The sequence below is a fragment of the Kitasatospora sp. NPDC089509 genome, from assembly GCF_044749365.1.
Taxonomy (GTDB): domain Bacteria; phylum Actinomycetota; class Actinomycetes; order Streptomycetales; family Streptomycetaceae; genus Kitasatospora.
The window spans coordinates 99,373-123,595 of sequence record NZ_JBIVHS010000015.1; the positions used below are offsets into that span (position 1 = coordinate 99,373).

Below are 24,223 nucleotides of genomic sequence, written 5' to 3' on the forward strand. Positions count from 1 at the left end.
CCGGCACGGGAGGTCCGTCAGGCGTCGTCCCCCGCCGTCGCCCTGGACGGCCAGCGGGGGTCGACCACCGCCTGCGGGTCCTTGCCGCGGCGCAGCCAGGCCTGCAGGCCCTCGGCCCACTCCCGGTACCAGCCGACCTGGCGCCGGTGCAGTTCGGCGGGCGCCACCTCCCCCACCTCGGCCGGGTAGCGCCCGGCCAGGGCGACGGCGACCCGCACGGCGGCGAGGGCGTCGCTGCCCGCCTCGTGGGCGTCCGTCAGCTCGACGCCGTACACCTCGCAGACGCGTTGCAGGGTGCGGGAGCCCTTGCGGTACTTGTCCACCGCCCGGTCGATCACCAGCGCGTCCAGCACCGGCCCGACCGGGGCGCCGAGACGGTCGGCGAGCGTGGGCAGCCCGTACCGGCGCAGCTCGGCGTCGAGCAGCGAGAGGTCGAAGGGCGCGTTGAACGCCACCACCGGCCGGCCGTCCGCGATCCGCGCGCAGAGCGCCGCGGCTATCTCCTCCACCGCCTCCTTGGCCTGCCGCCCCCGGCCGCGGGCCACCGCGTCCCCGATCCCGTGGATCGCCTCCGCCTCGGCGGGGATCGGCACCCCGGGATCGAGCAGCCAGTTGGCGGCCTCCACCCGGACGGCGCCGACCGTGTCCACGAGCGCGGCCGTGACGATGCGGTCCACGGCCGGGTCGGTGCCCGTGGTCTCCAGGTCGAAGCCGACCAGTGGCTGCTGCCACCAGCTCATCAGGTCTGTCCTTCCGTCCTCCTGCACGAAGCCCCTATCATCACCCGCCCCACCGACAACCCGGCCGCCGGGGATCCGCCCGGGCCCGGTCCAGGTGCGCGGCGGGGCGCGCACCCGGGGTGAACTCCGGCATCCCCCAAGGGGGTTGACAGGCTCGTTCCGGTCGGGGTGGCGGGCGGGCGTGGCCTACCGGGCGGTGGTGCGGGTGGTCAGGGCGAGGCGGCTGGGGAGGAGGCAGGCGGCCAGGGCGAGTGCCAGGCAGAGTGCCGCGCCGGCGCCGAGCGGGAGCCAGGGCAGGTGGAGGGGGACGGTGGCCTGTCCGGTGAGGATGCGGTGGTCGAGCAGTGCGGTGGTGCCGTACTGGGTGAGGGCGGTGACCGCGAGGGCGAGCACGGTGGCGGTGGCGACCACCAGGACGGCCTCCAGGGCGACCGTCTGCAGCACCTGGCGGCGGACGGTTCCGGCCAGGCGCAGCACGGTGAAGTCGCGGCGGCGGTCGGCGGTGCTCATCACCATGGTGTTGACGATGGCGATCAGCGCGTAGAGGAGTGCCGGGCCGAGGATGGTCGTGGTGGCGATCCAGGTGTAGTGGGCGCCCTGGTCGGGGCCGGGGTTGCGGGCGTCGGTGAGGGTGCCGCCGAGCCGGTCGGCGGGTTCGGCGCCGAGGTGGACGGCGTCGGGGCGGGCGCCGGCCAGGTGGGCGGTGACGGTGTCGCCGCTGAGCAGGATCTCGTCCAGGCCGAGCTGGGTGCGGTAGACGAGGGCGAGCCGCAGGCTGGTGACGGTGCCGTCGGCGAGGCGCAGGTTGATCTGGTCGCCGAGTTTCCAGCCGTGGCCGCGGGCCTGGTGGGTGGAGGCGGCGAGGGTGGCGCCGTGCAGGTCGGCGGCGGTGCCGGCGACGGCGGGCAGGGTCCAGGCGGTGGCGAGGTCGCCGTCGACGACGGTGGCGGCGGAGGGCACGGTGGCGGGCGAGTCCTCGCCGTGGTCGTCGAAGGCGGGCCGGTCGGCGCCGAGGCCGGTGACGACGGTGGCGGTGGTGGCGGTGGCGTGCAGGCCGGGCCGGTCGGCGGTGAGCCGGTGGGCGGCGTCGGCGGGCAGTGGGGCGGTGCCGGGGCGCAGCACGTAGCGGGCGGCTGCGGTGGCCCGGTTCTGGGCGGTCATGGCGTCGGCGAAGGCGGCGGTGGAGCCGATCACGGTGCCGGCGAGCGCGATGGTGAGGAAGGCGGGGGTGGCGGTGGAGACGGTGCGGCGCACGGCGGTGAGCGCGTTCTGCCGGGCGAGCAGCGGGGCGGCGGCGGTGAGCCGGGCGAGCGGGGCGCTGAGCAGCCGGAGCAGGGCGGGGACGAGGACGGGCGCGAACAGGGCGAGGGTGGTGATGGTGAGCAGGTCGGCGCCGAGCACCCACTGGGAGGCGAGTTGGGGGTCGTCGGGCTGGTCGCCGGGGGCGGGCGGCATGGTGTCGGCGGACAGGTAGTAGCCGACGGTGCCGGCCAGGGCGAGCAGGGAGAGCAGGGCGCCGGCCCAGCGCGGTCGGGTCATCACCGTGCGGTCGGCGGCGGCGTCGCCGAGCGCCTCGACGGCGCGCACCCGGCCGGCCCGGACGGCGGCGGTGACGGCGCCGAGCAGGGCGACCAGCAGGCCGACGGCGGCGGCGAGCAGCATCGGGCCGACGGCGGGCCGGGCGGTGAAGCCGGCCGGGGCGGCGCCGCGGTCGACCAGCCAGGCGGCCAGGGCGGGCGCGCCGGGCAGTGCGAGCAGGCAGCCGCTGACGGCGGAGGCGAGGCCGACGACGGCGGCCTCGCCGGTGATCAGTCCGACGATCTGCCGGGGGGTGGCGCCGACGGCGCGCAGCATCGCGATCTCCTGGCGGCGCTGGGCGACGGCGAAGGCGAAGGTGCCGGCGACGACGAAGACGGCGACGAAGGCGGCCATCGCGGAGGTGAACTGGAGCACCTTGTGCAGGGAGGGCGCGCCGAGCGGGGAGTCGTCGCCGGCGGTGCGGTTGAGCAGGCTGCCGGTGGTGGCGACCAGGGTGACGCCGAGGGTGAGGGCGACGTAGGAGCCGGCGAAGGCGGCCTTGCGGCGGCGCAGGCCGGCGGCGGCGACGGGCAGCAGGGTGCCGAACGACCGCCGGCCGGCGGTGCTCTCGGTGGGCTCGCTCATGCCACGGTCTCCAGGGCGGTCATCCGCTCGGCGACCTGCTGGGCGGTGGGGCGCGGCAGGTCGTCGACGATCCGGCCGTCGGCGAGGAAGAGCACGCGGTCGGCATAGGAGGCGGCGACCGGGTCGTGGGTGACCATGACGGTGCTCTGGCCCTCGCGGTCGACGAGTTCGCGGAGCAGGGTGAGCACGTCGCGGCTGCTGGAGCTGTCGAGGGCGCCGGTCGGCTCGTCGGCGAACAGCATCCGGGGCTTGGTGATCAGGGCGCGGGCGATGGCGACGCGCTGCTGCTGGCCGCCGGAGAGCTGGGAGGGCAGGTGGCCGGTGCGCTCGCCGAGGCCGACCTGGGCGAGTGCGCGGTGCACCTCGGCGCGGTCGGGGCGCTGCCCGGCCAGACGCAGCGGCAGGCCGACGTTCTGTTCCGCGGTGAGCGAGCCGACCAGGTTGAACGCCTGGAAGACGAAGCCGAGTTGCTGTCGGCGCAGGACGGTGAGCCGGGTCTCGGTGAGCCCGGCGAGGTCGGTGCCGGCCAGGACGACCCGGCCGCTGTCGGGGCGGTCGAGGCCGGCGCTGCACTGCAGCAGGGTGCTCTTGCCGGAGCCGGAGGGGCCCATCACGGCGGTGAAGGTGCCGCGGTCGAAGCTGACGTCCACCCCCCTGAGCGCGTGGACGGCCTCCGGGCCGGTGCCGTAGGTGCGGTGTACGTCTTCGAGGCGCAGTACGGCCCCGTCATCCCCCGTGATCTTCACAGCGGCTACACCTACCACGGGCGCGACGGCGCTGACCAGCCGCTTTGGGGGAATCGTTACGGCGCGGGCCGACGTGGGCCGACGTGGACCGTCAGGGCGCGGGCCGGTGCATGGCGACGTCGATCGGGTCCTCGGCGACGACGGCGAAGCCGTGCCGCTCGTACAGCCGCCGGGCGGCGCTGCCGCGCAGGACGACCAGGTGGACGGGTTCGCCCGCGGTGTCGGCCTCGGCGAGGAGGTGGCGCAGCACGGCGGTGCCGAGGCCGCGGCCCTGGAGGTGGGGGGCCAGGTAGAACAGTTCCAGGTGGCGCCCGCCGCGTTCGTCGGGGCGGATCGTGACGCATCCGGCGAAGGCCCCGTCGATCCGCAGCACCGAGGTGTGCCGGACGGAGAAGGACTTCCGTACCCGTTCCCGGGAGCGGTCCGGGTCCCAGCGGCCGAGGCGTTCCAGGTCGGCGCGCATGACCTGGGCCTTGAGGTCGACGATGGGGTCGAGGTCCTCGGGGCCGGCCGGTACCAGGGTCCAGGTGGGGAGGCTGTTCACGGCGCGCAGTGTTCCACCGGTGCCCCGCCCCTGACCAGGGGTTTTCTCAGGACACGTTCCGGGAGTCCGCCCAGATCCCCTCGAACTCCTCGCGGTAGACCTCCAGCAGGCCCGGTTCGCTGCCGCCCGGCTGCTGGCCGGCGCCGCCGCGCAGGATCAGGGCCGGGGACTCCATGCCCCGGGAGCGGCGCAGGTAGGGCTGGATGACGCCGAGGTCGCGGCTCTGCCGTCGGCCGGCCACCGGGCCGGTGGGGCGGGGGCCCTCGACCAGGTAGGCGGTGAAGCGCGGGGTCTCGTCGAAGACCCGGATCTCGAAGCCGCCCTGGTCCCGCAGCCGGGCCCGGACCCGCCGCACGTGCATGATGTTCATCTCGATCGAGCGGGACAACTCGCCTCGGGAGAGGCCGAGTTCGCGTTCGCGGCGGCGCACCGCGCTGCTCGCCGGGTTGAGGAACAGCAGCCGGACCCGGCAGCCCTCGCCGGCCAGCCGGACCAGCCGTTTGCCGGTGTAGTTCTGGCAGAGCATGCCGAGGCCGATGCCGAGCGCGTCGAGGCGTCGGGCGCCGTCCAGCAGGTCCTCGACGGGCAGGTCGCGCTGCAGCCGGACCCGGTCGGCGTGGACCGCGACCACGTCGGCGTAGCGGCCGGCGACCAGGGACTCCACCACGTCGGCGGGCACCCCGCCGGCGCCGCCGTCCAGGACGGCGAGCAGCCGGGCGGCGGCGCGCTCGGTCTGGGCCAGCACGGTCTGGGTGAGCACCCGGTTGCGGGAGACCACGTGCCGGGCCACTTCCAGTTCGTCCAGGGCGAGTTCGATCTCGCGCCGGTCGGCGAGGTAGGGCTCGAAGCAGGGCCAGTGCTGGACCATGAGTTCGCGCAGTTGGGGCAGGGTGAGGAAGACCAGCGGGTCGTCGTCGGCCGGGTCGAGCAGGTAGCCCTTGCGGCGGCTGACCTCGCGCACCGCGCCGGCCCGGTGGGCCCACTCCTCGCCGGCCGGTCCGGCGGCGGCGGTGACCCAGTCCTCGCCGTGGGCGGGGGCGTAGATCGGGTGCAGCACCTCGTCGACCAGGGAGCGCAGCCGCTGTTCGACCAGGTTGAGCCAGACGTAGGCGCGGCCGGACAGCCGGACCCGCTGGTAGGACTCCTCCCACTCGCCGGTCGACCAGGCGAGCGCGGGGACCTCGACCGGGCCGGCCTGGGCGGGGACGAGGGCCCGGCCGGTCAGGGTGGGGCGCATGACGACCGTGGGCGCCTCGCTGCGGGTACCGCCTCGGTCGGGGCCGTCGGGCCCGGGGCCGCGGCCGCCAGCGGGGAACACCATGCGCCACCTCATCTGCGGCTGACCTCCGCAGGGGCGGGGGCCGTTGACGGGCCGTTGACAAGCACCGGTCGGCCGGGGCGGCCGGACGATCAAGGGTACTGCCCGCCGCGAGCCGCCCGCAGCCGGATGGGCCAGGGGCCCGTCCGCACCACCGGCCCCACCCGTCGCAACGAGGCCGGCACTCTTCACACGAATGCCCGCCGGACACCCGTTCGGAGCAACCCCGGCGGTACCTCCCGGCCGCCGGGGAGGCGCTCGGGGAGTATCTCCGGGAGTGTGCGGGCTGTGCCGTGCGTCACGGCGCGCCGAGCCCGCACATGCCCGGCCGCCCGGCCGGGAAGAGAGCGTCCGGGTCCGGCCGGGTCGTCCGACCGTACATCCGAATGGACGTCAGTTCCGGTATGCCACAAGGAAGTTGTCACAAGGAAGTTGAGGACTCATGCAGGTCTGGCCCGGTAAGCCCTACCCCCTCGGTGCCACCTACGACGGGGCCGGCACCAACTTCGCGGTGTTCTCGGAGAGTGCCGACCGGATCGAGCTGTGCCTGATCGACGGGGACGGCTCGGAGACCGCCGTCGAACTGCGCGAGACGGACGCCTTCGTCCGGCACGCCTACCTCCCGGGCGTCCAGCCCGGCCAGCGCTACGGGTTCCGGGTGCACGGCCCGTACAACCCGGGCCTGGGCCAGCGGCACAACAGCGCCAAACTGCTGCTGGACCCGTACGCCAAGGCGATGAGCGGCCACATCGACTGGGACGAGTCCGTCTACGGCTACCACTTCGGCGCCCCCGAGCGCCGCAACGACCTCGACTCCGCCCCGCACACGATGCACTCGGTGGTGATCAACCCGTACTTCGACTGGGGCACCGACCACCCGCCGCGCACCGACTACCACCGCACCGTCATCTACGAGGCCCACGTCAAGGGCCTCACCCGGCTGCACCCGGGCATCCCCGAGGAGATCCGCGGCAGCTACGCGGGCCTGGCCCACCCGGCGGTGATCGAGCACCTGGCCAAGCTCGGCGTCACCGCGATCGAGCTGATGCCGGTGCACCAGTTCGTCCGCGACCACCGGCTGCGCGACCTCGGCCTGGCCAACTACTGGGGCTACAACACCATCGGCTTCTTCGCCCCGCACTCCTCCTACTCCTCCACCGGCGACCGCGGCCAGCAGGTGCAGGAGTTCAAGTCGATGGTCAAGGCGCTGCACGCGGCCGGGATCGAGGTCATCCTCGACGTCGTCTACAACCACACCGCCGAGGGCAACCACCTCGGGCCGACGCTGTCGCTGCGCGGCCTGGACAACGTCTCCTACTACCGCCTCGCCCAGGACCAGCGCTTCTACGAGGACACCACCGGCACCGGCAACAGCCTGCTGATGCGCAGCCCGCACGTGCTCCAGCTGATCATGGACTCGCTGCGCTACTGGGTCACCGAGATGCACGTGGACGGCTTCCGCTTCGACCTCGCCGCCACCCTGGCCCGGCAGTTCCACGAGGTGGACCGGCTGTCCTCGTTCTTCGACCTGGTCCAGCAGGACCCGGTGGTCTCCCAGGCCAAGCTGATCGCCGAACCCTGGGACCTCGGCGAGGGCGGCTACCAGGTCGGCAACTTCCCGCCGCTGTGGACGGAGTGGAACGGCATGTACCGGGACACCGTGCGCGACCTGTGGCGCGGCGAGAACGCCGCCCTGGCCGAGTTCGGCTCCCGGCTCACCGGCTCCTCCGACCTCTACCAGGACGACGGCCGCCGCCCGATCGCCTCCATCAACTTCGTCACCTGCCACGACGGTTTCACCCTGCGCGACCTGGTCTCCTACAACGACAAGCACAACCAGGCCAACGGCGAGGACAACCGGGACGGCGAATCCTTCAACCGCTCCTGGAACTGCGGCGTCGAGGGCCCCAGCACCGACCCGGCCGTCGAGGAGCTGCGCGCCCGCCAGCAGCGCAACCTCATCGCCACCCTGATGCTCTCCCAGGGCGTGCCGATGCTCTCGCACGGCGACGAACTCGGCCGCACCCAGCAGGGCAACAACAACGCCTACTGCCAGGACAACGAACTCGCCTGGGTGCACTGGCCCGAGGGCGACGGCCCGGCGGCCCGGCTGCTGGAGTTCACCCAGGGGATGATCTGGCTGCGCCGCGACCACCCGGTGTTCCGGCGGCGGCGGTTCTTCCACGGGCGGGCGGTGAGCGGCTACGACGACCTCACCGACATCGCCTGGTTCACCCCCGCCGGGGAGGAGATGACCAAGCGCAACTGGGGCGCCAGCTACGCCAAGTCGCTGACCGTCTTCCTCAACGGCTACGCGATCTCCGAGCCGGACCGGCGCGGCGGGCGGATCGTCGACGACTCCTTCCTGCTGATGTTCAACGCCCACTTCGAACCGCTGGAGTTCACCGTGCCCGCCGGCCACGGGCAGGAGTGGCAGGTCGTGGTCGACACCGCCCAGCCCCGGTTGCCCGCCCCCGGCGGCGGGGCGAGGGTCAAGGCCGGGGACGCGCTGTGGCTCACCGACCGCTCGCTGCTGGTGCTGCAGCGGCCCGCGTGAGGCTCCCGGGGCCGGGTGAGGGACTCGGGGCCGGGTGACGTTCCCGGGTCCGTGCGGGGATCCCCGGCCCGGCGTAGGGATCTTGCGGTCACCTGTTCGGGTCAGCTGCGGGTCTTGGCGGCGGGCCCGGCCGGGTACCTATGGACCTATGACCTCCGCCGCCGAGCCCGCGCAGCCCCGCCCGGCCGCTACCCACCCCACCGCCAGCTACCGCCTCCAGCTCCAGCCCGGATTCACCCTGCGCGACGCCACCGCCGCCGTCCCCTACCTGGCCGCGCTCGGCGTCTCCCACCTGCACCTCTCCCCGCTGTTGGAGGCCACCCCCGGCTCCACCCACGGCTACGACACCGTCGACCACACCCGGATCAGCGAGCAGCTCGGCGGCGAGACCGCCCTGCGCGCCCTGGCCGCCGAGGCGCACCGGCAGGGCCTGGGACTGATCGCCGACGTCGTCCCCAACCACATGGCCGTGCCCGTCCCCGAACGGCTCAACCACCCGCTCTGGCAGGTGCTCCGGGACGGGCCCGACTCGCCGTACGCCCGCTGGTTCGACATCGACTGGACGGCGCAGCCCGGCCCCGCCGACGCCCCCGCGCGCGGGCGGGTGCTGCTGCCGCTGCTCGGCGACCGGCTCGGCGCCGCCCTCGACCAGCTGGTGGTGGACGGGGACACGCTGCGCTACCACCGGCACGAGCTGCCGCTGCGCCCGGGCACCGCCGGGCTGCCGCTGCCCGAACTGCTGGCCCGCCAGTGGTACCGGCTCGCCTGGTGGCGCCTCGCCCGCACCGAGCTCAACTACCGGCGGTTCTTCACCGTCAACGAGCTGATCGCCGTCCGGGTCGAGGACCCGGAGGTCTTCGCCGCCACCCACGCCGTGCTGCTGCGGCTGCACGCCGACGGGGTCCTGGACGGCTTCCGGATCGACCACCCGGACGGGCTCGCCGACCCGCGCGGCTACCTGCGCCGGCTGGCCGGGGCCACCGGCGGCGCCTACGTCGTCGTCGAGAAGATCCTCACCGGCGAGGAGCGGCTGCCCGCGGACTGGCCGGTGGCCGGCACCACCGGGTACGACGCGCTGCGCCGGATCGACGGCGTGCTCCTCGACCACGCGGGCGCCGGGCGGCTCGCCGGGGCGTACCGGGCCTTCCTGCACGGCGGGCCGGCGGGCGGTCCGGCCCAGGGCAGGTGCGAGGACCCGCACCCGGCGGTGGCCGCCGCCCGGCGCGGCCGGGCCGACATGACCGGGCCCGGCGGCGAGCTGAGCGCCGAGATCGAGCGGCTGGTCCGGATCGCGCTGCGGATCGGCGCGGCCGAACCCGCCCACGCCGACCACGCGCCCTGGCAGCTGCGCGCGGCCCTGCGGCGGCTGCTCACCGAGTACCCGGCGTACCGGCCGTACGCGCGGCCCGGGGAGCCCGCCGCGGACCCCGACCTGGCCGTGGACGACGCGGACGACCCGACCGTGCGGCTGGTCGCCGCGCTGGCGCTGGGCGAGCTGGGGCGCGGCCCCGACCACGAGGAGTTCTGCGCCCGCTTCGCCCAGACCGCCGCCGCGGTCGCCGCCAAGGGCGTCGAGGACACCGCCTTCTACCGCTGGAACGCCCTGCCCGGCCTCAACGAGGTCGGCGGCGAACCGGCCCGGCCCGGGCTGCCCCCGGCCGGGTTCCACGACTGGTGCCGCTACCTGGAGCGGGCCTGGCCGCACAGCATGACGGCGCTCTCCACCCACGACACCAAGCGCAGCGCCGACGCCCGGGCCCGGCTCGCCGTCCTCGCCGAGCAGCCGGAGGCCTGGGCCGCCGAGGCCGCCGCCTGGTCCACCGCCGCCGGGCCCGCCGCCCCCGGACTCGACCGCGACACCGACTGGCTGCTCTGGCACACCCTGGTCGCCGCCTGGCCGATCGACCCGGACCGGCTGGTCGCCGCCCTGCTCAAGGCCGCCCGGGAGGCCAAGCTGCACACCTCCTGGACCACCCCCGACCCGCGCTACGAACAAGCCCTGGAGCAGCGCGCCCGCGCCGTGTACGGCAACGCCGGGCTGCTCCCCCGGATCGAGGGCACCGTGCGGGCGCTCGGCCCGTACGCCCGCGCCAACACCCTGGCCGCCGCCCTGCTGCACCTGACCGTCCCGGGCGTGCCCGACCTCTACCAGGGCAGCGAGGAGCCGCTGTACACCCTGGTCGACCCGGACAACCGGGGCGTGGTCGACCTCGGCGCGCTGGCCGTACGGCTCACCGACGCGGCCACCCCGCGCCCCGGCGACCTCGCCCGGGAGAAGCTGCACCTCACCGCCACCGCCCTGCACCTGCGCCGCTCCCGCCCGCTCGGCGCGTACCGGCCGCTGGACGCCCCCGAGCACCTGCTCGCCTTCGCCCGCGGGGCGGACGTGGTCACCGCCGTCACCCGGCTGCCGTACGGGCTGGCCCGGGCGGGCGGCTGGCGGGACGCCGTCCTGGAGCTGCCGGCCGGCGGCCCCTGGACGGACCTGCTGTCGCTGCGCGGCTTCCCGGCCGGGCCGGTGCCGGTGGCCGAGCTGCTGGCGGCGTCGCCGGTGGCACTGCTGACGAGGAGGGGCTGAGGATGGCACGGTACGAGGTGTGGGCGCCGTACGCCTCGGTCCGCGTCAGGGTCGAAGTCGACGGCGTGGAGCACGAGTTGGCGCGCTGCCCGGAGCGCTCGGGCTGGTGGTCCGGCGAGGCGCCCGAGGGCGACTACGCCTTCCGGCTGGACGACGGCCCGGCACTGCCCGACCCGCGCTCGCCCCGGCAGCCGCACGGACCCGACGGCCCCAGCCGGGCGGTGGACCACGCCGCCTTCCACTGGTCGCGGACCGGCTGGCGCGGGCGCGCACTGCCCGGCGCGGTGCTCTACGAACTGCACATCGGCACCTTCACCGCGCGCGGCACCTTCGACGCGGCCGCCGAACACCTCGACCACCTGGTCGAGTTGGGGGTCGACTTCGTCGAACTGATGCCGGTCTGCCCGTTCCCCGGCCGGCACGGCTGGGGCTACGACGGGGTGTCACCGTGGGCCGTGCACGAGCCCTACGGCGGGCCGGAGGGGCTCAAGCGCTTCGTGGACACCGCGCACCGCAAGGGGCTCGGGGTGGTCCTCGACGTGGTGCACAACCACCTCGGCCCGTCCGGCAACCACCTTCCCGCGTACGGCCCGTACTTCACCGACCGGCACCACACCCCGTGGGGCTCGGCGGTCAACCTGGACGCGCCCGGCTCGGACGAGGTGCGGGCCTACCTGATCGGCAGCGCGCTGGCCTGGCTGCGCGACTACCGGATCGACGGCCTGCGGCTGGACGCGGTGCACGCCCTCGTGGACGACCGGGCCGTCCACTTCCTGGAGGAACTGTCGTGCGCCGTCGAGCGGTTGGCCGTCACGGAGAACCGCCCGCTGTTCCTGGTCGCCGAGTCCGACCTCAACACCCCGCGCACCACCGCCGCCCGGGAGGCCGGCGGCCACGGCCTCACCGCCCAGTGGAGCGACGACTTCCACCACGCCCTGCACTGCGCGCTCACCGGCGAATCCCAGGGCTACTACGGGGACTTCGCCCGCGCGCCGCTCGCCGCCCTGGCCAAGGCGCTGCGCCACGGCTTCTTCCACGACGGCGGCTGGTCCACCTTCCGGGAGCGCGGCCACGGACGGCCGTTCGGCTCGACGGCGGGCCACCGGCTGCTCGGCTACCTGCAGACCCACGACCAGGTCGGCAACCGGGCGCTCGGCGACCGGATCTCCACCTCGCTGCCGCCCGGCCGACTGGCCTGCGGCGCCGCACTGGTGCTCACCTCGCCGTTCACCCCGATGCTGTTCATGGGCGAGGAGTGGGGCGCCGCCACCCCGTGGCAGTACTTCACCGACCACACCGACCCGGAGCTGGCGGAGGCCGTCCGACGGGGCCGGTGGCGGGAGTTCGCCGAGCACGGCTGGGCCGCCGAGGCTGTGCCGGACCCGCAGGAGCCGGCCACCCTGCTGCGCTCGGTGCTCGACTGGACCGAGCCCCGGCGCGCCCCGCACTCCGAACTGCTCGACTGGTACCGGACGTTGATCCTGCTGCGGCGCACCCGGCCGGAGCTCGCCGATCCGGACCTCGGCGCGGTGCGGGTGGTGTACGACGAGGCGGCGGGCTGGCTGGTGGTGCACCGGGGGCCGTACCGGGTCGCGGTCAACCTGGGCCCGGGCGAGGCGGCGGTGCCGCTGGCGGGCACCGGGCGGGAGGTGGTGGCGGCCTTCGGGACGGCGGCGCTGGCGGGTACGGGGGTGCCGGAGGGTACGGAGGTGCCGGAGGGTACGGAGGTGCCGGAGGGTACGGAGGTGCCGGAGGGTACGGAGGTGCCGGAGGGTACGGGGGTGCCGGAGGGCGGGGCGGTGCGGCTGGCGGCGGACTCGGTGGCGGTGGTACTGACCGGCTGATTCACCAGAGGAAGGTGCCGATCCGCGCCTTGAGCGAAGCCGCGTCCAGGCCGTAGGCGGCCAGGTGCTCGGGGATCGCGCCGTACTGCCGGTGCTCCTCCCGGGGCACGCCCAGGGCCAGCACCCGGTGCGGGCGGTCGGCCAGCGCCGCGTGCGCCTCGTTCGCCGAGGTGCCCGCCAGGTACGGCTCCACCAGCACCACGTCCGCCTTCTCGCCCAGCGCGGCGCGCAGCCCGGCGGCGTCGAAGGGGCGCACCGTCGCCGCGTACAGCACGGTGACATCCAGGCCCTCGGTCGCCGCCAGCACCGCGTCCAGCATCGGGCCGACGGCCAGCACCACGCCCCGGCCGCCGGTGCGCACGGTGGTGAAGCGGCCGGGCTCGACCGCGACCGGCGCGTCGTTCTGGTGGGCGGACAGCCGGACGTACACGTTGCGGTCACCGTCCGCGTAGGCATGGCGCAGCAGCTGCTCGGCCTCGTCCGGGTGGCCGGGGACGTGCACCGTCCAGCCCGGGAGGGTGTCCAGCAGGGCGACGTCGCCCGGGGACATGTGGGTGCGGCCGCCGGCCGGCCAGTCGTAGGAGCCGGCCGCACTCACCAGCACCGCGCCGACGCCCTGGTGGACCAGGTCCAACTTGACCTGCTCCCAGGGCCGTTCGATCAGGAAGCTGGCGAAGGTGTGGGCGATCGGCCGCATCCCGGTCAGCGCCAGCCCGCCGGCCGCGCCGATCAGCAGCTGCTCGCGGATGCCGACGTTGACCACCCGGTCGGGATGGCGCCGCTGGGCGGGTTCGAAGGCGGCGGCAGTGATGTCGGCGAGCACCACGGCCAGCCGGGGGTCCTCGTCCAGCAGACGGGTGGTGACGTCGACGAAGCGGTCGCGCATGGTGTCCATCGGTGAAGTGCCTCTCATCGTCCGGCGGTTGGCTGGATGTCGACTGGATAGGGGTCAGGGGTTCTTGGGCTCGACCCGGGCGACCACCGCGTGCGGGCGGCCCGGGTGCTCGGCGGTGTACGCCCGGTGCAGCGCCTCGTGGTCGCGGCCGTCGACGGTCGCGGTGGACCAGCCCTCGGCGGCGAACCGCTGGGCGATGCCGCCCCGCCAGCCGTGGGTGGCCGAGGAGTTGTCGATCACCACCACGTGCAGCCGGTCCAGCCCGGACGCGCCGGCGAAGGCCACCGCCTCGTGGTTGGAGCCCTCGTCGAACTCGGCGTCGCCGACCAGCACCCACACCGCCGGGTCGGTCAGCCCCTGTGCCCGCAGGCCGAGCGCGGTGCCGACGCCCAGCGGCAGGCCGTGGCCGAGCGAGCCGGAGGAGATCTCCACGCCGGGCAGCAGGGTGCGGTCCGGGTGGTGGCCGAGCGGCGAGTCGTAGCCGCCGAAGCTCGGCAGCACGGCCGGGTCAATGAAGCCCTTCGCCGCGAGCACGGCGTAGTAGGCCATCGGACCGTGCCCCTTGGAGAGCAGGAAGCGGTCGCGGTCCTGGGCCTCGGCGGTGTCCGGGGTCACCCGCAGCACCCGGTCGTACAGCACCCACAGCGCGTCCAGGGTGGAGGTGGCGGCGGGGCCGTGCTTCTCGTCGCCGGTCATCAGGGCCATCAGCGCCTGGAGGTCCTCGAAACGGGCCCCGGCCACGAGGTCCGTGCTGGTCTTCGTCGTCATGCGTCGATCGTGCAACTTAAAGCCAGCTTGAGGTCAAGCGGCTACAGTGGGTGCCCATGACCGCGACCTCCGACGGCGGCCGCCCCGCCGGCCCGCGCACCGGCGACCTGCTCACCATCGGCCAGCTGGCCGCCCGCAGTGGGCTCGCCGCCTCCGCCCTGCGCTACTACGAGAGCCTCGGCCTGATCCACGCCACCCGCACCGCCGGCGGCCAGCGCCGCTACCCGCGCGGCACGCTGCGCCGGATCGCGTTCGTCCGGGCCGCCCAGCGGGTCGGCCTCTCCCTGGACGAGGCCAAGGTCGCCCTGGACCGGCTGCCCGAACGGCCCGCCCCCAGCGGCACCGAGTGGGACGCCGTCGCCGCCTCCTGGCAGAGCCGGATCGACGAGCAGATCGCCGAGCTGGAACGGCTCAAGACCAAGCTCACCGGCTGCATCGGCTGCGGCTGCCTCTCGCTCACCCGCTGCGCCCTCTACAACGCCGAGGACCGGGCCGGCCGGACAGGCTCCGGCGCCCGCTACCTGCTCACCCGCGACCCGGAGAGCGGCCCGGAGCCGGCCCCGGTGCACGCCCCGGACGGCTGCGCCACCCGCCGGGCCGCACGCTGAGGCACGCACGCTGAACCCGTCGGGCAGCACGCTGAAAAACCATTTGGCGCAGGGCCGTTGGTGTGCCTACGGTGCGGGGCATGCTGCCCCTGGTGGAGACGGACGAGCAGGGGGACGCGGTCCTCCCCGACGAGTCGGTGCTGCGCCCGGGCGCCCAGGCGCTGTGCGCGCGCCTCGGCCTCGGCGGGCTGCCGCTGGAGCGCTTCGCGGCGGGGTCCGTCCCGGTCTACGCGGTGGGCGCCGAGCACGTGCTCAAGCTGTTCCCGGCCGGCAGCGCGCGGGACGCCCTGACGGAGGAGCGCGTCCTGGCCTTCCTGGACGGCGCACTGCCAATCCCCACGCCGTCCGTCCGGGCGGCCGGCGCGGACGTCGACGGCTGGCGCTACCTGCTGATGTCCCGGCTCCACGGCGAGGGCCTGGCCGGGGCCTGGCCGCGCATCCCACCGGCCGAGCGCGCGCGGATCGCCCACGACTGCGGCGAGGCGCTCGCCACCCTGCACGCCCTGGACGCCGAGCCGCTCGCCGACGTACTCGGGCCCGAGGACTGGCGCGCCTTCCTCGACCGGCAGCGGGCCGGGGCCGTCGAGCGCCAGCGCGAACGCGGCCTGTCCGAGGCCTGGTTGGAGCAGATCCCGGACTTCCTCGCCGCCGCCCCGCTGCCGTCCGGCCCGCTCCCGTCAGGAAAGCAACGCGCCCTGCTGCACACCGAGTTCATGCGCGAGCACCTGATCACCGACCCTGCGGGCGGCTGGCGCCTCACCGGCCTGGTCGACTTCGAGCCCGCGATGATCGGCGACCCGGCCTACGACCTGGTCGCCGTCGGCCTGTTCACCACCCGCGCCGACCCGCACCTGCTCGGGCAGTTGCTCACCGCCTACGGCCGCCCCGTCGAGCCGCGCCTGCTGATGGCGTACACCCTTCTGCACGTGTACAGCGATCTACCCTGGTATCTCAGGGAGTTGAAGCCATCGGCGCGGACCTTGGAGGCCCTCGCCGAGGAGTGGTTCGGGGTCGCCTGAGCCGGACCGCGAGGACGGCGCCCGCAGCCCCGGATCCCGGATCACCGCTCCCGTAGAGTTCCCTGACCGGCGATCGACCCGAGGAGGAACGATGAACCATGACACCCAGGTGATCGTGGTCGGCGCCGGGCCGGTCGGACTGCTGCTCGCCGCCGAACTCCGCCTCGCCGGAGCCGAGACGATCGTCCTGGAGCAGGTCCCCCGCCCGTCCCCGCGGCGCCGGGCCCCCGGGATCGGCCCGCTCGCCTTCGAGGCCCTGCAACGCCGCGGCCTCGAACTGCTGTTGGCCCTGCACCGGTGGGACGACGACGACGCTCCGGAGGATGCCCACCGGAAAGCCAAGGGCAAGAGCAGGGGCCGGGGCAAGCGCAGGGCCAAGGCCAAGGACGCCGGGGCGGTCGTCGAACCCGACCGCGGGAACGGGCACTTCGCCCGGATCGGGACGATCGACCCCGCGCTCCAGGAGGAGCCCGAGCGCCGGGGCCGGCCCATCGGGCAGTCCGGCCTGGAGGCCGCCCTGCGCGCCCACGCGGAGAACCTCGGGGTGCGGATCCGGCAGGCCCACACCGTGACGGGACTCCGGCAGGACGACCGGGGCGTCACCGTCTCCTTCACCGCCGGCACCGTCTCGCCGCCGCAGTCGCGGTCCTGCCGGGCTCCGTACCTGGTCGGCTGCGACGGCCACCTCAGCACCGTCCGCGAGCTGGCCGGCTTCGACTTCCCGGGCACCGGGCCGCTGGTCACCGGCCGCCGGGCCCGGGCGGACCTGGTCTCCTGGAAGGCCCTGCCACCCACCGTCCGGACTCCGCACGGCACCGTGCTGCACGGCGGGGGCTCGGTCGAGGTGTACGAGCCCGCCGTCCCGCACTCCGACCACCAGGGGCCGATCACCGCCGAGGAGTTGGAGGGCAGCGCCCGGCGGGCCGCCGACGCCCGGGTCTTCGTCACCCGGTTCACCGACGCCGTGAGCTTCACCGACCACGCCCACCAGGTCACCGACTACCGGAACGGCCGGATCCTGCTCGCCGGGGACGCCGCCCACGTCCACTCACCGGGCAGCGGCCAGGGCCTCGACCTCGGGCTGCTGGACGCCGTCGCACTCGGCTGGCGGTTGGCCGCCGTGGTGCGCGAGGAGGCCCCGGAGGGCCTGCTCGACGGCTACACCGCCGAACGGCACCCGGTCGCCGCCGCCGTGCTGCACAACGCCCGCGCCCAGTCCGCCCTGCTGCTGCCCGGCCCGCACACCGAGGCCCTGCGGTCGATCGTCGCCGACCTGATGGACTTCCCCGAGGTGAACCGCTACTTCGGCCGGCTGCTGTCCGGGCTCGACACCCGCTACGACCTGCCGTACGCGCCCGCCGAACCGCACCCCCGGTTCGGCCGGCCCGCCCCCGACCTGCTGCTCGACCTTCCGGGCGGCGCCAGCACCCGACTGAGCCGACTCACCACCGGCGGCGGCTTCCTGCTACTCGCCCCGCCCGGCAGCCCCGCGCTGGCGGCGGCCCGCGCCCGGCTGGACGACCGACTGCGGGCCAGGGAGGTCACCGCGATCCACGGCGAGAACCTCTCCGCCGCGCTGATCCGCCCGGACGGCGTCATCGCCTGGACCTGCCGGGCGGGCGGCACCCCGGATCTCGCGCTGCTGGGCGCGGCGCTGGCGGCCTGGCTCGGGTGACGCGGCTTGCGGCTTGGCGGCTCGCGGGCTTGGCGGCTTGCGGGCTTGGCGGCTTGCGGCCTGCGGCTACTGCCAGGGGCGCGGATCGGTGCGCAGCAGGCTGTAGTAGACCATGTCGCGCCACTGCCCGTCCCGGAAGGCCATCGCCCGGTGCACCCCCTCGCGGGTGAAGCCCAGCTTCTCCAGCACCCGCTGCTCGGCGAGGTTCCCGGCCTCGGTGTCCGCCTCCAGTCGCATCACCGGGGTGTGCGCGAACAGGTAGTCCACCAGCAGGCGTTGGGCCGTCGTACCGATCCCCCGCCCGCGCGCCTGCGGCAGCAGCTGCACGCCGATGCTCCAGTACGGGGCGGTCGGGCGCGCGCCCTTGCGACTGGCGGCGACGAAGCCGAGGAACTCGCCCGCGTCTCCCGCCACCGCGAACACCCACTGCTCCTCGCTCAGCAGTCCGTGCTCGGCCCACCGCCGGCGGAAGCGCTCGGGATCGCCCCAGCCGTACCACTGGAACTCGCCCAGCGCGTCGGGGTCGTTCAGCATTCCGCCCATGGCGGTGAGGTCGGCTTCGACTATCGGACGGAGGGTGATCTTCGTTGCGTTCACGCAGCCGCCAACGCCCGAGATCGTTTGACTGTTCCTCAGTCCGTCGCCGAGCGGGCGACCCGGAAGCCGACGTCGTCGATCCGCAGCGTCGGGTGGCTGCGGCGGCGGACGGAGGCGCGGCAGCTCCAGTGCTCGTCGAACCAGCCGCCGCCACGCAGCACGCGGTAACTTCCGTACACCTCGGGGTCGTAGCGCTCCCAGCACCACTCCCAGACGTTGCCGAGCAGGTCGTACAGCCCGTAGGCGTTGGGCCGCAACTCGCCGACCTCGTGCGGGCGTTCGCCGGAGTTGCCGCGGTGCCAGGCGATCTCGTCCAGCGGGCCGTAGCGCGGGCCGTCGGTGCCGGCGCGGCAGGCGTGCTCCCATTCGGCCTCGGCGGGCAGCCGGTAGCCGTCGGCGGTGCGGTCCCAGGCGACGTCCTCGCCGTCCGTCCCGTCCAGCTCGTAGGCGGGCCGACGACCCTCGCGCCGGGACAGCTCGTTGCAGTACCGGACGGCGTCCAGCCAGGAGACGCTGTGCGCCGGGCGGCGGTCGCCCGCGGCGCCCTCGTACTGCTCACGGGTGACCGGACAGGCCGCCAGCTCGAACGCGGCCACCTCGACGCTCCAACTCCGCTGGGTGCGGCGGTCGGAGAGGGTGACGCGGCCGGGCGGGACGGCGATCAGTCCGGTGCGAGGGTCCATGATCGGCGATCCTACGGCCCTGATCCAGCGGCAGCCCAGCTCCGGCCGGTGACCCAGCTCCGGCCGGCGGCCTGCGGCCGCGCCGGGGCGGCCCCTACGCCGACGACCCGATCCCGCCCACCAGGTCGACGGCGCCCTGCGCGGCCAGTTCCTCGGCGTGCGCGGGCAGCGGGGTGCCCGCGTGCAGGTGCGGCCGGACGACGGCGAGCGGCAGGCCGACGACGGCGAGGGTGACCCGGTCGAGGTCCAGCGGTGTCGCGGCGCCGAGCCGCTCGGCCAGCCCGGCCACCGCCCGCCGCACCCGGACCGCGGCCTGCCGTTCGCGCTTCAGCTGCTCCTCGGGCCACTCGGCCCGGCCGAAGGCGTGCACGCCGTGCAGCAGGACGACGGCCCGCTCCCGGTTCGCCCGGCTCCAGGCGACGACCTGCCGGGCGGCCGCCCCGGCGGCGGGGCGCGGCTCGGCGTCCGCGGCGAAGGCGGGCAGGTAGGCCGCGTGGAACTCGTCCAGCGTCCGCAGCCACAACTCGGCGAGCAGCGCCGAGCGCTGGGGGAAGCGGTGGTAGACGGAGCCGTTGGGCGCGCCGCTCTCGCGGGCCACGGCGGACATCGTGACGGCGGCCGGTCCACCGGTGGCGGCGAGGCGGACGGCGGCGTCGAGGAGGGTGGCTTCGTCGTGACGGGGTGGCCTGGGCATGCATTGGAGAGTACTCTCCAATTCAATTGGAGGGACCCATCCAAAACCAGGAGGATCCACGATGGCGGTCATCAACGTCCACCAACGCACCATCCCGGCACCGGAGTCGACGGTCGGCACACTCCTCGACGGCCTGGCCGGCCCGGACGACCGGCTCTGGCCCGGCTCCGCCTGGCCCCGCCTGCACCTCGACGGCCCGCTCGCCGTCGGCTCCTCCGGCGGACACGGCCCGATCCGCTACCGGGTCGTCGGGTACCAGCCGGGCCGGTGGGTGCGCTTCCGGTTCAGCGCCCCGCGCGGGTTCGACGGGTTCCACGAGTTCACCGTCCGACCCGGGGACGGCGGTTCGGTGCTGAACCACACCATCGCCATGCGGCTGCGCGGCCCGGCACGGCTCGCCTGGCCACTCGCCTTCCGCTGGCTGCACGACGCCCTGGTGGAGGACTCCCTCGACCGGGCCGTCCGCGCCTGCGGCGGCACCGTCGACTCCCCCGCGCGCTGGAGCACCCGCGTACGGCTGCTGCGCCGGCTCGTCCACCGCTGACGGCGGCAGGGAGCACCGGCCTCCTGGCGACGGCGCCTGACATTGCCTCAGGATGGTGCCGCACGGAACGGATCAACGGACGAACGGACGGAAGGCGGCGAGGACCATGGCGGTCTTGACGGTCAGCACGGTGGTGGAGGCCCCGGCCGAGCAGGTCTGGGACGTGATCGGGAACTACCACGCCCTCGGCGACTGGCACCCCCACCTGCCGCCGAGCACCCTCGGCAACGAGCTGACGGGCAACACGATCGGCACGGTGCGGGTGTTCGAGTTCGACGGCATCGTGCTGCACGAGACGCTGGTCGCCTACGACGGCGAGGCCCGCAGCTACACCTACAGCTTCCCCGACGGCACCTTCCACTTCGACGGCTACCGGGCCACCCTGCGGGTCACCCCGGTCACCGAGCTGGGCGCCAGCTTCGTGGAGTGGAGCGTCACGTACGACATCGAGGCCGAGCACCGCAAGGAGTCCACCGAGCGGGTGCACGGGGTCTTCACCGTCGGCCTGGCCGCCCTGCGGGAGCAGTTCGCGGGCTGAGGCCCGTGGCCCGGCCGGATCCCGGCCGGGCCGCCGCATCAACCGCCTAACAGCACGAGCTTCCCGCGCGCCCGGCCGCTCCCGTCGGTCAGGAGTGCCCGGCCTCGGGCCGTGCGGCCAGGGCCGCATAGTCGTTTGCCAGCATCACCTGCGCCAGCCGGGCCGCCGCAGAGACCACTGCGGGCCAGCCCGGGGCATCCAGGAACACCTCGTCGGGCGACCGGGCACCGACGGCGTCCTGCACCGCGCTGTAGGCGACGCCGAGCCGGGCCATCAACTCGACCTCCTGCTCGGTGCGCAGGCTCCCGCCCAGAAAGCGGGCGGGCTCGTGCGCGTCGCAGAAGTCGTCGAAGAGCACGTGCACGATGTAGTCGAGATCCTCCAACTGCTCCTGGTCCAGCCACACTTCGCGCTGCCAGGTCGGGCTGGCCAGGGCCACGACGGCGGGCACGACGTGGAGCCGGAAGTACGGGAGGGAGATGCCGTGGTCGATCACCGGGCGAGGGTACCGATGCCGCTACGGGCCGGGCATCCGGTTATCGGACGGCTCCGCGCACGCCGTCGGGGGCCTCAAGGTCGGCATCAACGGCGCCGCCGTCGCGGACGCCGGACAGACCCTGAACGTCTCGGTCACGTACCAGTGTCTGCCGGACTACCAGTCGGCCGCCATCACCGTGCAGGGCACCCAGTCGGGGGTGTCGGGCCGCGGCTCGGTCCACGCCCCCTGCTTCGGCGGGCCGAAGACCGTGACCGTGCCGGTGAGCGCCGCCTCGACCGACGGCGCGTGGACCAGGTTCTCGGTGGACCTCTCCGCGTACATCGCCGACGCCGAGCTCACCACTCCCGCGCCACGGCCACCGTCCTGGCCGGCTGACCTCGGCATAGGACGGGACCGGTCGACCACGTGCCTGGTCGGCCGGCCTCAGAACGCCAGCGGGAACCAGCAGGCCGCCGAGACGGCCGCCGCTGACCAGCCGACGGCCACCGCCGCTCGGCCGACTCCGGGCCCGCAGGCTCGCTGGAAGGCCCCGATCAGCGCGGCGATCGCCGCGAGCGGGAGGACCAGGTAGCCGAGGAACCACCCCCAGGCCCCCAAACCGATCGCGGCCAGCAGGCCGATGACCAGCACCGGCACCCACACGGCGGCGACGCTGAACCCGGCCGCCGCACAGGCGACCCGGAAGCGGTCCCTGCGGCGATAGAAGACCGGCACGGTGCAGAAGGTGCCGGTCAGCAGCCCGATCGCGCAGAGGTAGAGCTGCCCACTGACCCCGCGCGTGAGCGCGGTGAGAATGAACGGCACCAGGAACACAGTGCCGGCAGCTCCAGCCAGCCACCGCGCACTCACCGGAATCCCGGCCATGCCGCCCCCTTTATTTGAACGAGTTCAAATCTAACACGCGGGGGCGGAGCCGCTCAGGCGTGCCCTCGGCCTCTGGGCCCGGCGAGCACCCACCGCCGGACGCACCCCAGGACCTGGCGCCGCGCGCGGCCCGTCGGCCGGATCCCAGGGGGCTCGATCCGGATCTCATGGTCAGCCCTCATCCCGCCACCTCGCCCCAGACGATCTTGCCGATGGGACGGCGCGGGCTGCAACCCCAGTTCGCGGTAAGGGAGTCGACGAGCTGGAGGCCGCGCCCGGTCTCGCCGTCGAGACCGGGCGCGGCGAGGGCGGGGAGGCGGTCACCCCGGGCGTCGTGCACCTCGATGCGGAGCCGCGTGGGGTCGAGGTCGAGGGCGAAGTAGATGAGGTGCCCGATCGGCGTGCCGTGCAGAACGGCGTTGGTGACGAACTCGGTAGTGACCACCAGCCCGGAGTCGAGGAAGCGGCCGCCGTCGGGAGCAGAGGACAGGAGGGCGGCGAGCCGCTGGCGCGCGATGGCGGGGGAACGACGGCTGCGCGGGAGCCAGATGGTGGAGGAGGAGGTTCGAGACATGGCGAAATCACCTTCCAGGCACACGAAATGAGTGGAGAAGGCCGGGCGGCGACAGCGGCAGCCCGTACACGTCCAACACGAAGCGCCCCACGAGAGCGCGCTACAGCCTCACGCCATGCATGTCACACACAGACAGCGCTTCGTTACGCACAGCATGGAGCATCGCCGCGAGAGATCGCAAGGCAAGTCGATGAAATATGAAAACTTTCAGATTCGAGAGCAAGGTGCGCCCTCTAGGCTGCTGCCGATGGTGGCGAACCGTCACCACTCGCATGCACACTGGTCCCTGAACGTCCTGAAGGGGTTACGTACATGGCAGTCGCAGTGCCAGCCGTGCGGTACCGACGCATCGCCGCTGAGCTGAAGCGGCTTCGCGAGCTGAGGAACCTGTCAGCCGAAGAGGTGGCGGCCCAAGTCGAGGGCATCAACCTCGTGAAGCTGAGCCGCTACGAGAACGCTCGCGTCCAGCTGAAGCCCGACGTCGTCCGCGCGCTGCTCGACTTCTACGGGTGCGACGAGGAGCTCAAGGAGGTCCTCGTCGAGATCCTGCGGGACAAGCGCCGCCCCGGCTGGATGGCCGGCTACGAGCAGCTGAACCCGCTCTACACCGACTTGATCCGCCTTGAAGAAACAGCAATAGCGAACAAGTCCTATCAGTCCGCCTACATCCCCGGCCTGCTACAGACCCGCCAATACGCCCACGCGATCATCTCCAGTGGCGTGATCAACAATCCCAGTGTCGAAGAACGTGTCGAGGTCCGGATCAACAGGCAGTCCGTCCTGACTCGATCCGAGAATCCACTCAAACTGTGGGCCGTGATCCATGAGGCAGCCCTGAGTATGAGCGCCGCCTCCGGCGTGATGGTCGACCAGTTGGACAAGCTGCTGCAGTTCAGCCAGCTCCCCAACATCAGGATCCAGGTCATGCCCGCCATGGCTCCACCACACCCCGGAATGACCGGTCCGTTCGCACTCCTGGAGTTTCGACAGCGCGATCTCGACCTGGTTCTGCTCAGCGGGATGCTCAGCAGTGACTGGGTGGAGGATCCACACCAAGTCGACATCTACCGAGCGGCGTTCGACGAAATCATGGCAACCGCCTTGTCCCTCGACAAGTCACGCGACCTCATCACACAGAAGAGAGACACGTTCAAGTGACCCACTTTCCTGTCGCCTCCGCACTCCCCGTGCAGTGGAAGAAGGCAGCCGCCAGCAACCCGAATGACGACTGCGTCGAGATGGCCGACAGCATCGCTGGCATCGTCCCGGTCCGCGACAGCAAGGACCCTCATGGCCCGGCCCTCGGCATCTCTCCCGAGGCCTGGCGCTCCTTCATCGCCGGCATCCGTTCCGGCGACTTCCCCGCCACCCCTTGAAATCTCCCGGGCGGCCCCGCGTGGCACGCGGGGCCGCCCGCTCTTCGCACTGATCGCCGGGGCCTGGAAGCAGGGCATGGTCCCGATCACGACAACACGATCCCGGCCGACGAGGTCCTGATCCGGATTCCGCCCCTGCCGGTGCCCGTGCTCAGGAGGGCCTGTGATGTCGCAGAAGGTGCCCAGCTTCTTCGAGTTGATCGGCTCCACTCTGCACGTCAGCGTTCCGGTCCGTGTGGGAGCGTCGCGTCGACCACGAGACGTTCGCGGTCTGATCGTTCGACCAAAATGTGCAGATCGGCTTCGATGGCCGGAACGGCGGATCCCTCCGTCTGCTTCCTGCACTTCAGATGTTCGAGGGGATGGCGACCCTTTACCTCGTACCCATAGCCACAAGCG

The 24,223-nt window shown here is 73.7% G+C and carries 24 protein-coding genes; 10 read left to right on the forward strand and 14 right to left on the reverse strand.

The window, feature by feature from the left end; all coding sequences use genetic code 11:
* Positions 1-17 precede the first annotated feature (17 nt).
* The 5 genes from ACIP4P_RS27890 to ACIP4P_RS27910 form a co-directional block, all read right to left on the reverse strand.
* Positions 18-740: an exonuclease domain-containing protein gene (locus ACIP4P_RS27890; protein WP_400922985.1), complete on the reverse strand. Its 723-nt coding sequence runs from the start codon at positions 738-740 to the stop codon at positions 18-20.
* Positions 741-926: 186 nt separating this feature from the next.
* The gene (locus tag ACIP4P_RS27895; protein ID WP_400922986.1) at positions 927-2,903 is read right to left on the reverse strand and encodes an FtsX-like permease family protein; all 1,977 of its coding nucleotides are present in this window, start codon (positions 2,901-2,903) and stop codon (positions 927-929) included.
* Positions 2,900-3,649, reverse strand: coding sequence for an ABC transporter ATP-binding protein (locus ACIP4P_RS27900; protein WP_400922988.1), 750 nt, complete (start codon positions 3,647-3,649; stop codon positions 2,900-2,902). The genes ACIP4P_RS27895 and ACIP4P_RS27900 overlap by 4 nt, the downstream gene beginning before the upstream one ends.
* A gap of 91 nt (positions 3,650-3,740) precedes the next feature.
* Positions 3,741-4,193, reverse strand: coding sequence for a GNAT family N-acetyltransferase (locus ACIP4P_RS27905; RefSeq protein ID WP_400922990.1), 453 nt, complete (start codon positions 4,191-4,193; stop codon positions 3,741-3,743).
* Positions 4,194-4,239: 46 nt separating this feature from the next.
* Positions 4,240-5,514 carry an SAV2148 family HEPN domain-containing protein gene (locus ACIP4P_RS27910; RefSeq protein ID WP_400922992.1) on the reverse strand — a complete coding sequence of 425 codons (1,275 nt, stop codon included), beginning with the start codon at positions 5,512-5,514 and terminating at the stop codon, positions 4,240-4,242.
* A 439-nt stretch (positions 5,515-5,953) separates the two neighbouring features.
* On the opposite strand from ACIP4P_RS27910, the gene glgX reads away from it, so the two are divergent.
* The 3 genes from glgX to treZ all read left to right on the forward strand — a co-directional run bounded on the left by glgX (position 5,954) and on the right by treZ (position 12,490).
* Positions 5,954-8,068: a glycogen debranching protein GlgX gene (gene glgX / locus ACIP4P_RS27915; protein WP_350514677.1), complete on the forward strand. Its 2,115-nt coding sequence runs from the start codon at positions 5,954-5,956 to the stop codon at positions 8,066-8,068.
* 148 nt (positions 8,069-8,216) lie between these two features.
* Positions 8,217-10,646 (forward strand): malto-oligosyltrehalose synthase, encoded by a 2,430-nt coding sequence (gene treY / locus ACIP4P_RS27920; protein WP_400922995.1) that lies wholly within the window; start codon positions 8,217-8,219, stop codon positions 10,644-10,646.
* Between the two features lie 2 nt (positions 10,647-10,648).
* A complete protein-coding gene (gene treZ / locus ACIP4P_RS27925; RefSeq protein ID WP_400922997.1) occupies positions 10,649-12,490 on the forward strand; it encodes a malto-oligosyltrehalose trehalohydrolase in 1,842 nt (613 codons plus the stop codon).
* A gap of 1 nt (position 12,491) precedes the next feature.
* Here treZ and ACIP4P_RS27930 read toward each other — a convergent pair whose 3' ends face one another.
* Positions 12,492-13,385 carry a transketolase family protein gene (locus ACIP4P_RS27930; protein ID WP_400922998.1) on the reverse strand — a complete coding sequence of 298 codons (894 nt, stop codon included), beginning with the start codon at positions 13,383-13,385 and terminating at the stop codon, positions 12,492-12,494.
* A 54-nt stretch (positions 13,386-13,439) separates the two neighbouring features.
* Positions 13,440-14,153 (reverse strand): transketolase, encoded by a 714-nt coding sequence (locus ACIP4P_RS27935; RefSeq protein WP_400923000.1) that lies wholly within the window; start codon positions 14,151-14,153, stop codon positions 13,440-13,442.
* 56 nt (positions 14,154-14,209) lie between these two features.
* Here ACIP4P_RS27935 and soxR point away from each other — a divergent pair, with 56 nt between their 5' ends.
* The 3 genes from soxR to ACIP4P_RS27950 all read left to right on the forward strand — a co-directional run bounded on the left by soxR (position 14,210) and on the right by ACIP4P_RS27950 (position 17,455).
* Positions 14,210-14,761, forward strand: a complete 552-nt coding sequence (gene soxR / locus ACIP4P_RS27940; RefSeq protein WP_400923002.1) for a redox-sensitive transcriptional activator SoxR — start codon at positions 14,210-14,212, stop codon at positions 14,759-14,761.
* 80 nt (positions 14,762-14,841) lie between these two features.
* Positions 14,842-15,780, forward strand: coding sequence for a phosphotransferase family protein (locus ACIP4P_RS27945; RefSeq protein ID WP_400923004.1), 939 nt, complete (start codon positions 14,842-14,844; stop codon positions 15,778-15,780).
* 91 nt (positions 15,781-15,871) lie between these two features.
* Entirely contained in the window at positions 15,872-17,455 is a 1,584-nt protein-coding gene (locus ACIP4P_RS27950; RefSeq protein ID WP_400923006.1) for an FAD-dependent monooxygenase, read from the forward strand.
* Between the two features lie 66 nt (positions 17,456-17,521).
* Here ACIP4P_RS27950 and ACIP4P_RS27955 read toward each other — a convergent pair whose 3' ends face one another.
* The 3 genes from ACIP4P_RS27955 to ACIP4P_RS27965 all read right to left on the reverse strand — a co-directional run bounded on the left by ACIP4P_RS27955 (position 17,522) and on the right by ACIP4P_RS27965 (position 19,429).
* Positions 17,522-18,052: a GNAT family N-acetyltransferase gene (locus tag ACIP4P_RS27955; RefSeq protein WP_400923008.1), complete on the reverse strand. Its 531-nt coding sequence runs from the start codon at positions 18,050-18,052 to the stop codon at positions 17,522-17,524.
* A gap of 35 nt (positions 18,053-18,087) precedes the next feature.
* On the reverse strand, positions 18,088-18,735 hold the full coding sequence (locus ACIP4P_RS27960; protein WP_400923010.1) for a formylglycine-generating enzyme family protein: 648 nt from the start codon (positions 18,733-18,735) through the stop codon (positions 18,088-18,090).
* A 94-nt stretch (positions 18,736-18,829) separates the two neighbouring features.
* Positions 18,830-19,429, reverse strand: a complete 600-nt coding sequence (locus ACIP4P_RS27965; RefSeq protein WP_400923012.1) for a TetR/AcrR family transcriptional regulator — start codon at positions 19,427-19,429, stop codon at positions 18,830-18,832.
* Positions 19,430-19,490: 61 nt separating this feature from the next.
* Between ACIP4P_RS27965 and ACIP4P_RS27970 the strand changes: the two genes are divergently transcribed.
* Together ACIP4P_RS27970 and ACIP4P_RS27975 are read left to right on the forward strand one after the other, a co-directional pair.
* Complete coding sequence (locus tag ACIP4P_RS27970; RefSeq protein ID WP_400923014.1) at positions 19,491-19,973, forward strand: SRPBCC family protein; 483 nt, start codon at positions 19,491-19,493, stop codon at positions 19,971-19,973.
* A gap of 115 nt (positions 19,974-20,088) precedes the next feature.
* Complete coding sequence (locus tag ACIP4P_RS27975; protein WP_400923016.1) at positions 20,089-20,511, forward strand: SRPBCC family protein; 423 nt, start codon at positions 20,089-20,091, stop codon at positions 20,509-20,511.
* 88 nt (positions 20,512-20,599) lie between these two features.
* Here the strand turns inward: ACIP4P_RS27975 and ACIP4P_RS27980 are convergent, their stop codons facing one another.
* The 4 genes from ACIP4P_RS27980 to ACIP4P_RS27995 form a co-directional block, all read right to left on the reverse strand.
* The gene (locus ACIP4P_RS27980) at positions 20,600-21,007 is read right to left on the reverse strand and encodes a hypothetical protein (protein ID WP_400923018.1); all 408 of its coding nucleotides are present in this window, start codon (positions 21,005-21,007) and stop codon (positions 20,600-20,602) included.
* 156 nt (positions 21,008-21,163) lie between these two features.
* The gene (locus ACIP4P_RS27985) at positions 21,164-21,349 is read right to left on the reverse strand and encodes a hypothetical protein (RefSeq protein ID WP_400923020.1); all 186 of its coding nucleotides are present in this window, start codon (positions 21,347-21,349) and stop codon (positions 21,164-21,166) included.
* Positions 21,350-21,433: 84 nt separating this feature from the next.
* Complete coding sequence (locus ACIP4P_RS27990) at positions 21,434-21,814, reverse strand: hypothetical protein (protein ID WP_400923022.1); 381 nt, start codon at positions 21,812-21,814, stop codon at positions 21,434-21,436.
* Between the two features lie 238 nt (positions 21,815-22,052).
* Positions 22,053-22,448 (reverse strand): ATP-binding protein, encoded by a 396-nt coding sequence (locus tag ACIP4P_RS27995; protein ID WP_400923023.1) that lies wholly within the window; start codon positions 22,446-22,448, stop codon positions 22,053-22,055.
* A 312-nt stretch (positions 22,449-22,760) separates the two neighbouring features.
* Here ACIP4P_RS27995 and ACIP4P_RS28000 point away from each other — a divergent pair, with 312 nt between their 5' ends.
* Both ACIP4P_RS28000 and ACIP4P_RS28005 read left to right on the forward strand, forming a co-directional pair.
* Complete coding sequence (locus ACIP4P_RS28000; RefSeq protein WP_400923025.1) at positions 22,761-23,606, forward strand: helix-turn-helix domain-containing protein; 846 nt, start codon at positions 22,761-22,763, stop codon at positions 23,604-23,606.
* The gene (locus ACIP4P_RS28005; RefSeq protein ID WP_400923028.1) at positions 23,603-23,824 is read left to right on the forward strand and encodes a DUF397 domain-containing protein; all 222 of its coding nucleotides are present in this window, start codon (positions 23,603-23,605) and stop codon (positions 23,822-23,824) included. Before ACIP4P_RS28000 ends, ACIP4P_RS28005 begins: the two co-directional genes overlap by 4 nt.
* The last annotated feature ends 399 nt before the right edge of the window (positions 23,825-24,223 follow it).

Bases quoted from the DNA above. Each gene is read 5' to 3' on its own strand.
- ACIP4P_RS27890 (WP_400922985.1), bottom strand. From the start codon at position 740: ATGAGCTGGTGGCAGCAGCCACTGGTCGGCTTCGACCTGGAGACCACG.
- ACIP4P_RS27895 (WP_400922986.1), bottom strand. From the start codon at position 2,903: ATGAGCGAGCCCACCGAGAGCACCGCCGGCCGGCGGTCGTTCGGCACC.
- ACIP4P_RS27910 (WP_400922992.1), bottom strand. From the start codon at position 5,514: ATGGTGTTCCCCGCTGGCGGCCGCGGCCCCGGGCCCGACGGCCCCGAC.
- glgX (WP_350514677.1), top strand. From the start codon at position 5,954: ATGCAGGTCTGGCCCGGTAAGCCCTACCCCCTCGGTGCCACCTACGAC.
- treY (WP_400922995.1), top strand. From the start codon at position 8,217: ATGACCTCCGCCGCCGAGCCCGCGCAGCCCCGCCCGGCCGCTACCCAC.
- treZ (WP_400922997.1), top strand. From the start codon at position 10,649: ATGGCACGGTACGAGGTGTGGGCGCCGTACGCCTCGGTCCGCGTCAGG.
- ACIP4P_RS27930 (WP_400922998.1), bottom strand. From the start codon at position 13,385: ATGGACACCATGCGCGACCGCTTCGTCGACGTCACCACCCGTCTGCTG.
- ACIP4P_RS27935 (WP_400923000.1), bottom strand. From the start codon at position 14,153: ATGACGACGAAGACCAGCACGGACCTCGTGGCCGGGGCCCGTTTCGAG.
- soxR (WP_400923002.1), top strand. From the start codon at position 14,210: ATGACCGCGACCTCCGACGGCGGCCGCCCCGCCGGCCCGCGCACCGGC.
- ACIP4P_RS27945 (WP_400923004.1), top strand. From the start codon at position 14,842: ATGCTGCCCCTGGTGGAGACGGACGAGCAGGGGGACGCGGTCCTCCCC.
- ACIP4P_RS27950 (WP_400923006.1), top strand. From the start codon at position 15,872: ATGAACCATGACACCCAGGTGATCGTGGTCGGCGCCGGGCCGGTCGGA.
- ACIP4P_RS27960 (WP_400923010.1), bottom strand. From the start codon at position 18,735: ATGGACCCTCGCACCGGACTGATCGCCGTCCCGCCCGGCCGCGTCACC.
- ACIP4P_RS27965 (WP_400923012.1), bottom strand. From the start codon at position 19,429: ATGCCCAGGCCACCCCGTCACGACGAAGCCACCCTCCTCGACGCCGCC.
- ACIP4P_RS27970 (WP_400923014.1), top strand. From the start codon at position 19,491: ATGGCGGTCATCAACGTCCACCAACGCACCATCCCGGCACCGGAGTCG.
- ACIP4P_RS27995 (WP_400923023.1), bottom strand. From the start codon at position 22,448: ATGTCTCGAACCTCCTCCTCCACCATCTGGCTCCCGCGCAGCCGTCGT.
- ACIP4P_RS28000 (WP_400923025.1), top strand. From the start codon at position 22,761: ATGGCAGTCGCAGTGCCAGCCGTGCGGTACCGACGCATCGCCGCTGAG.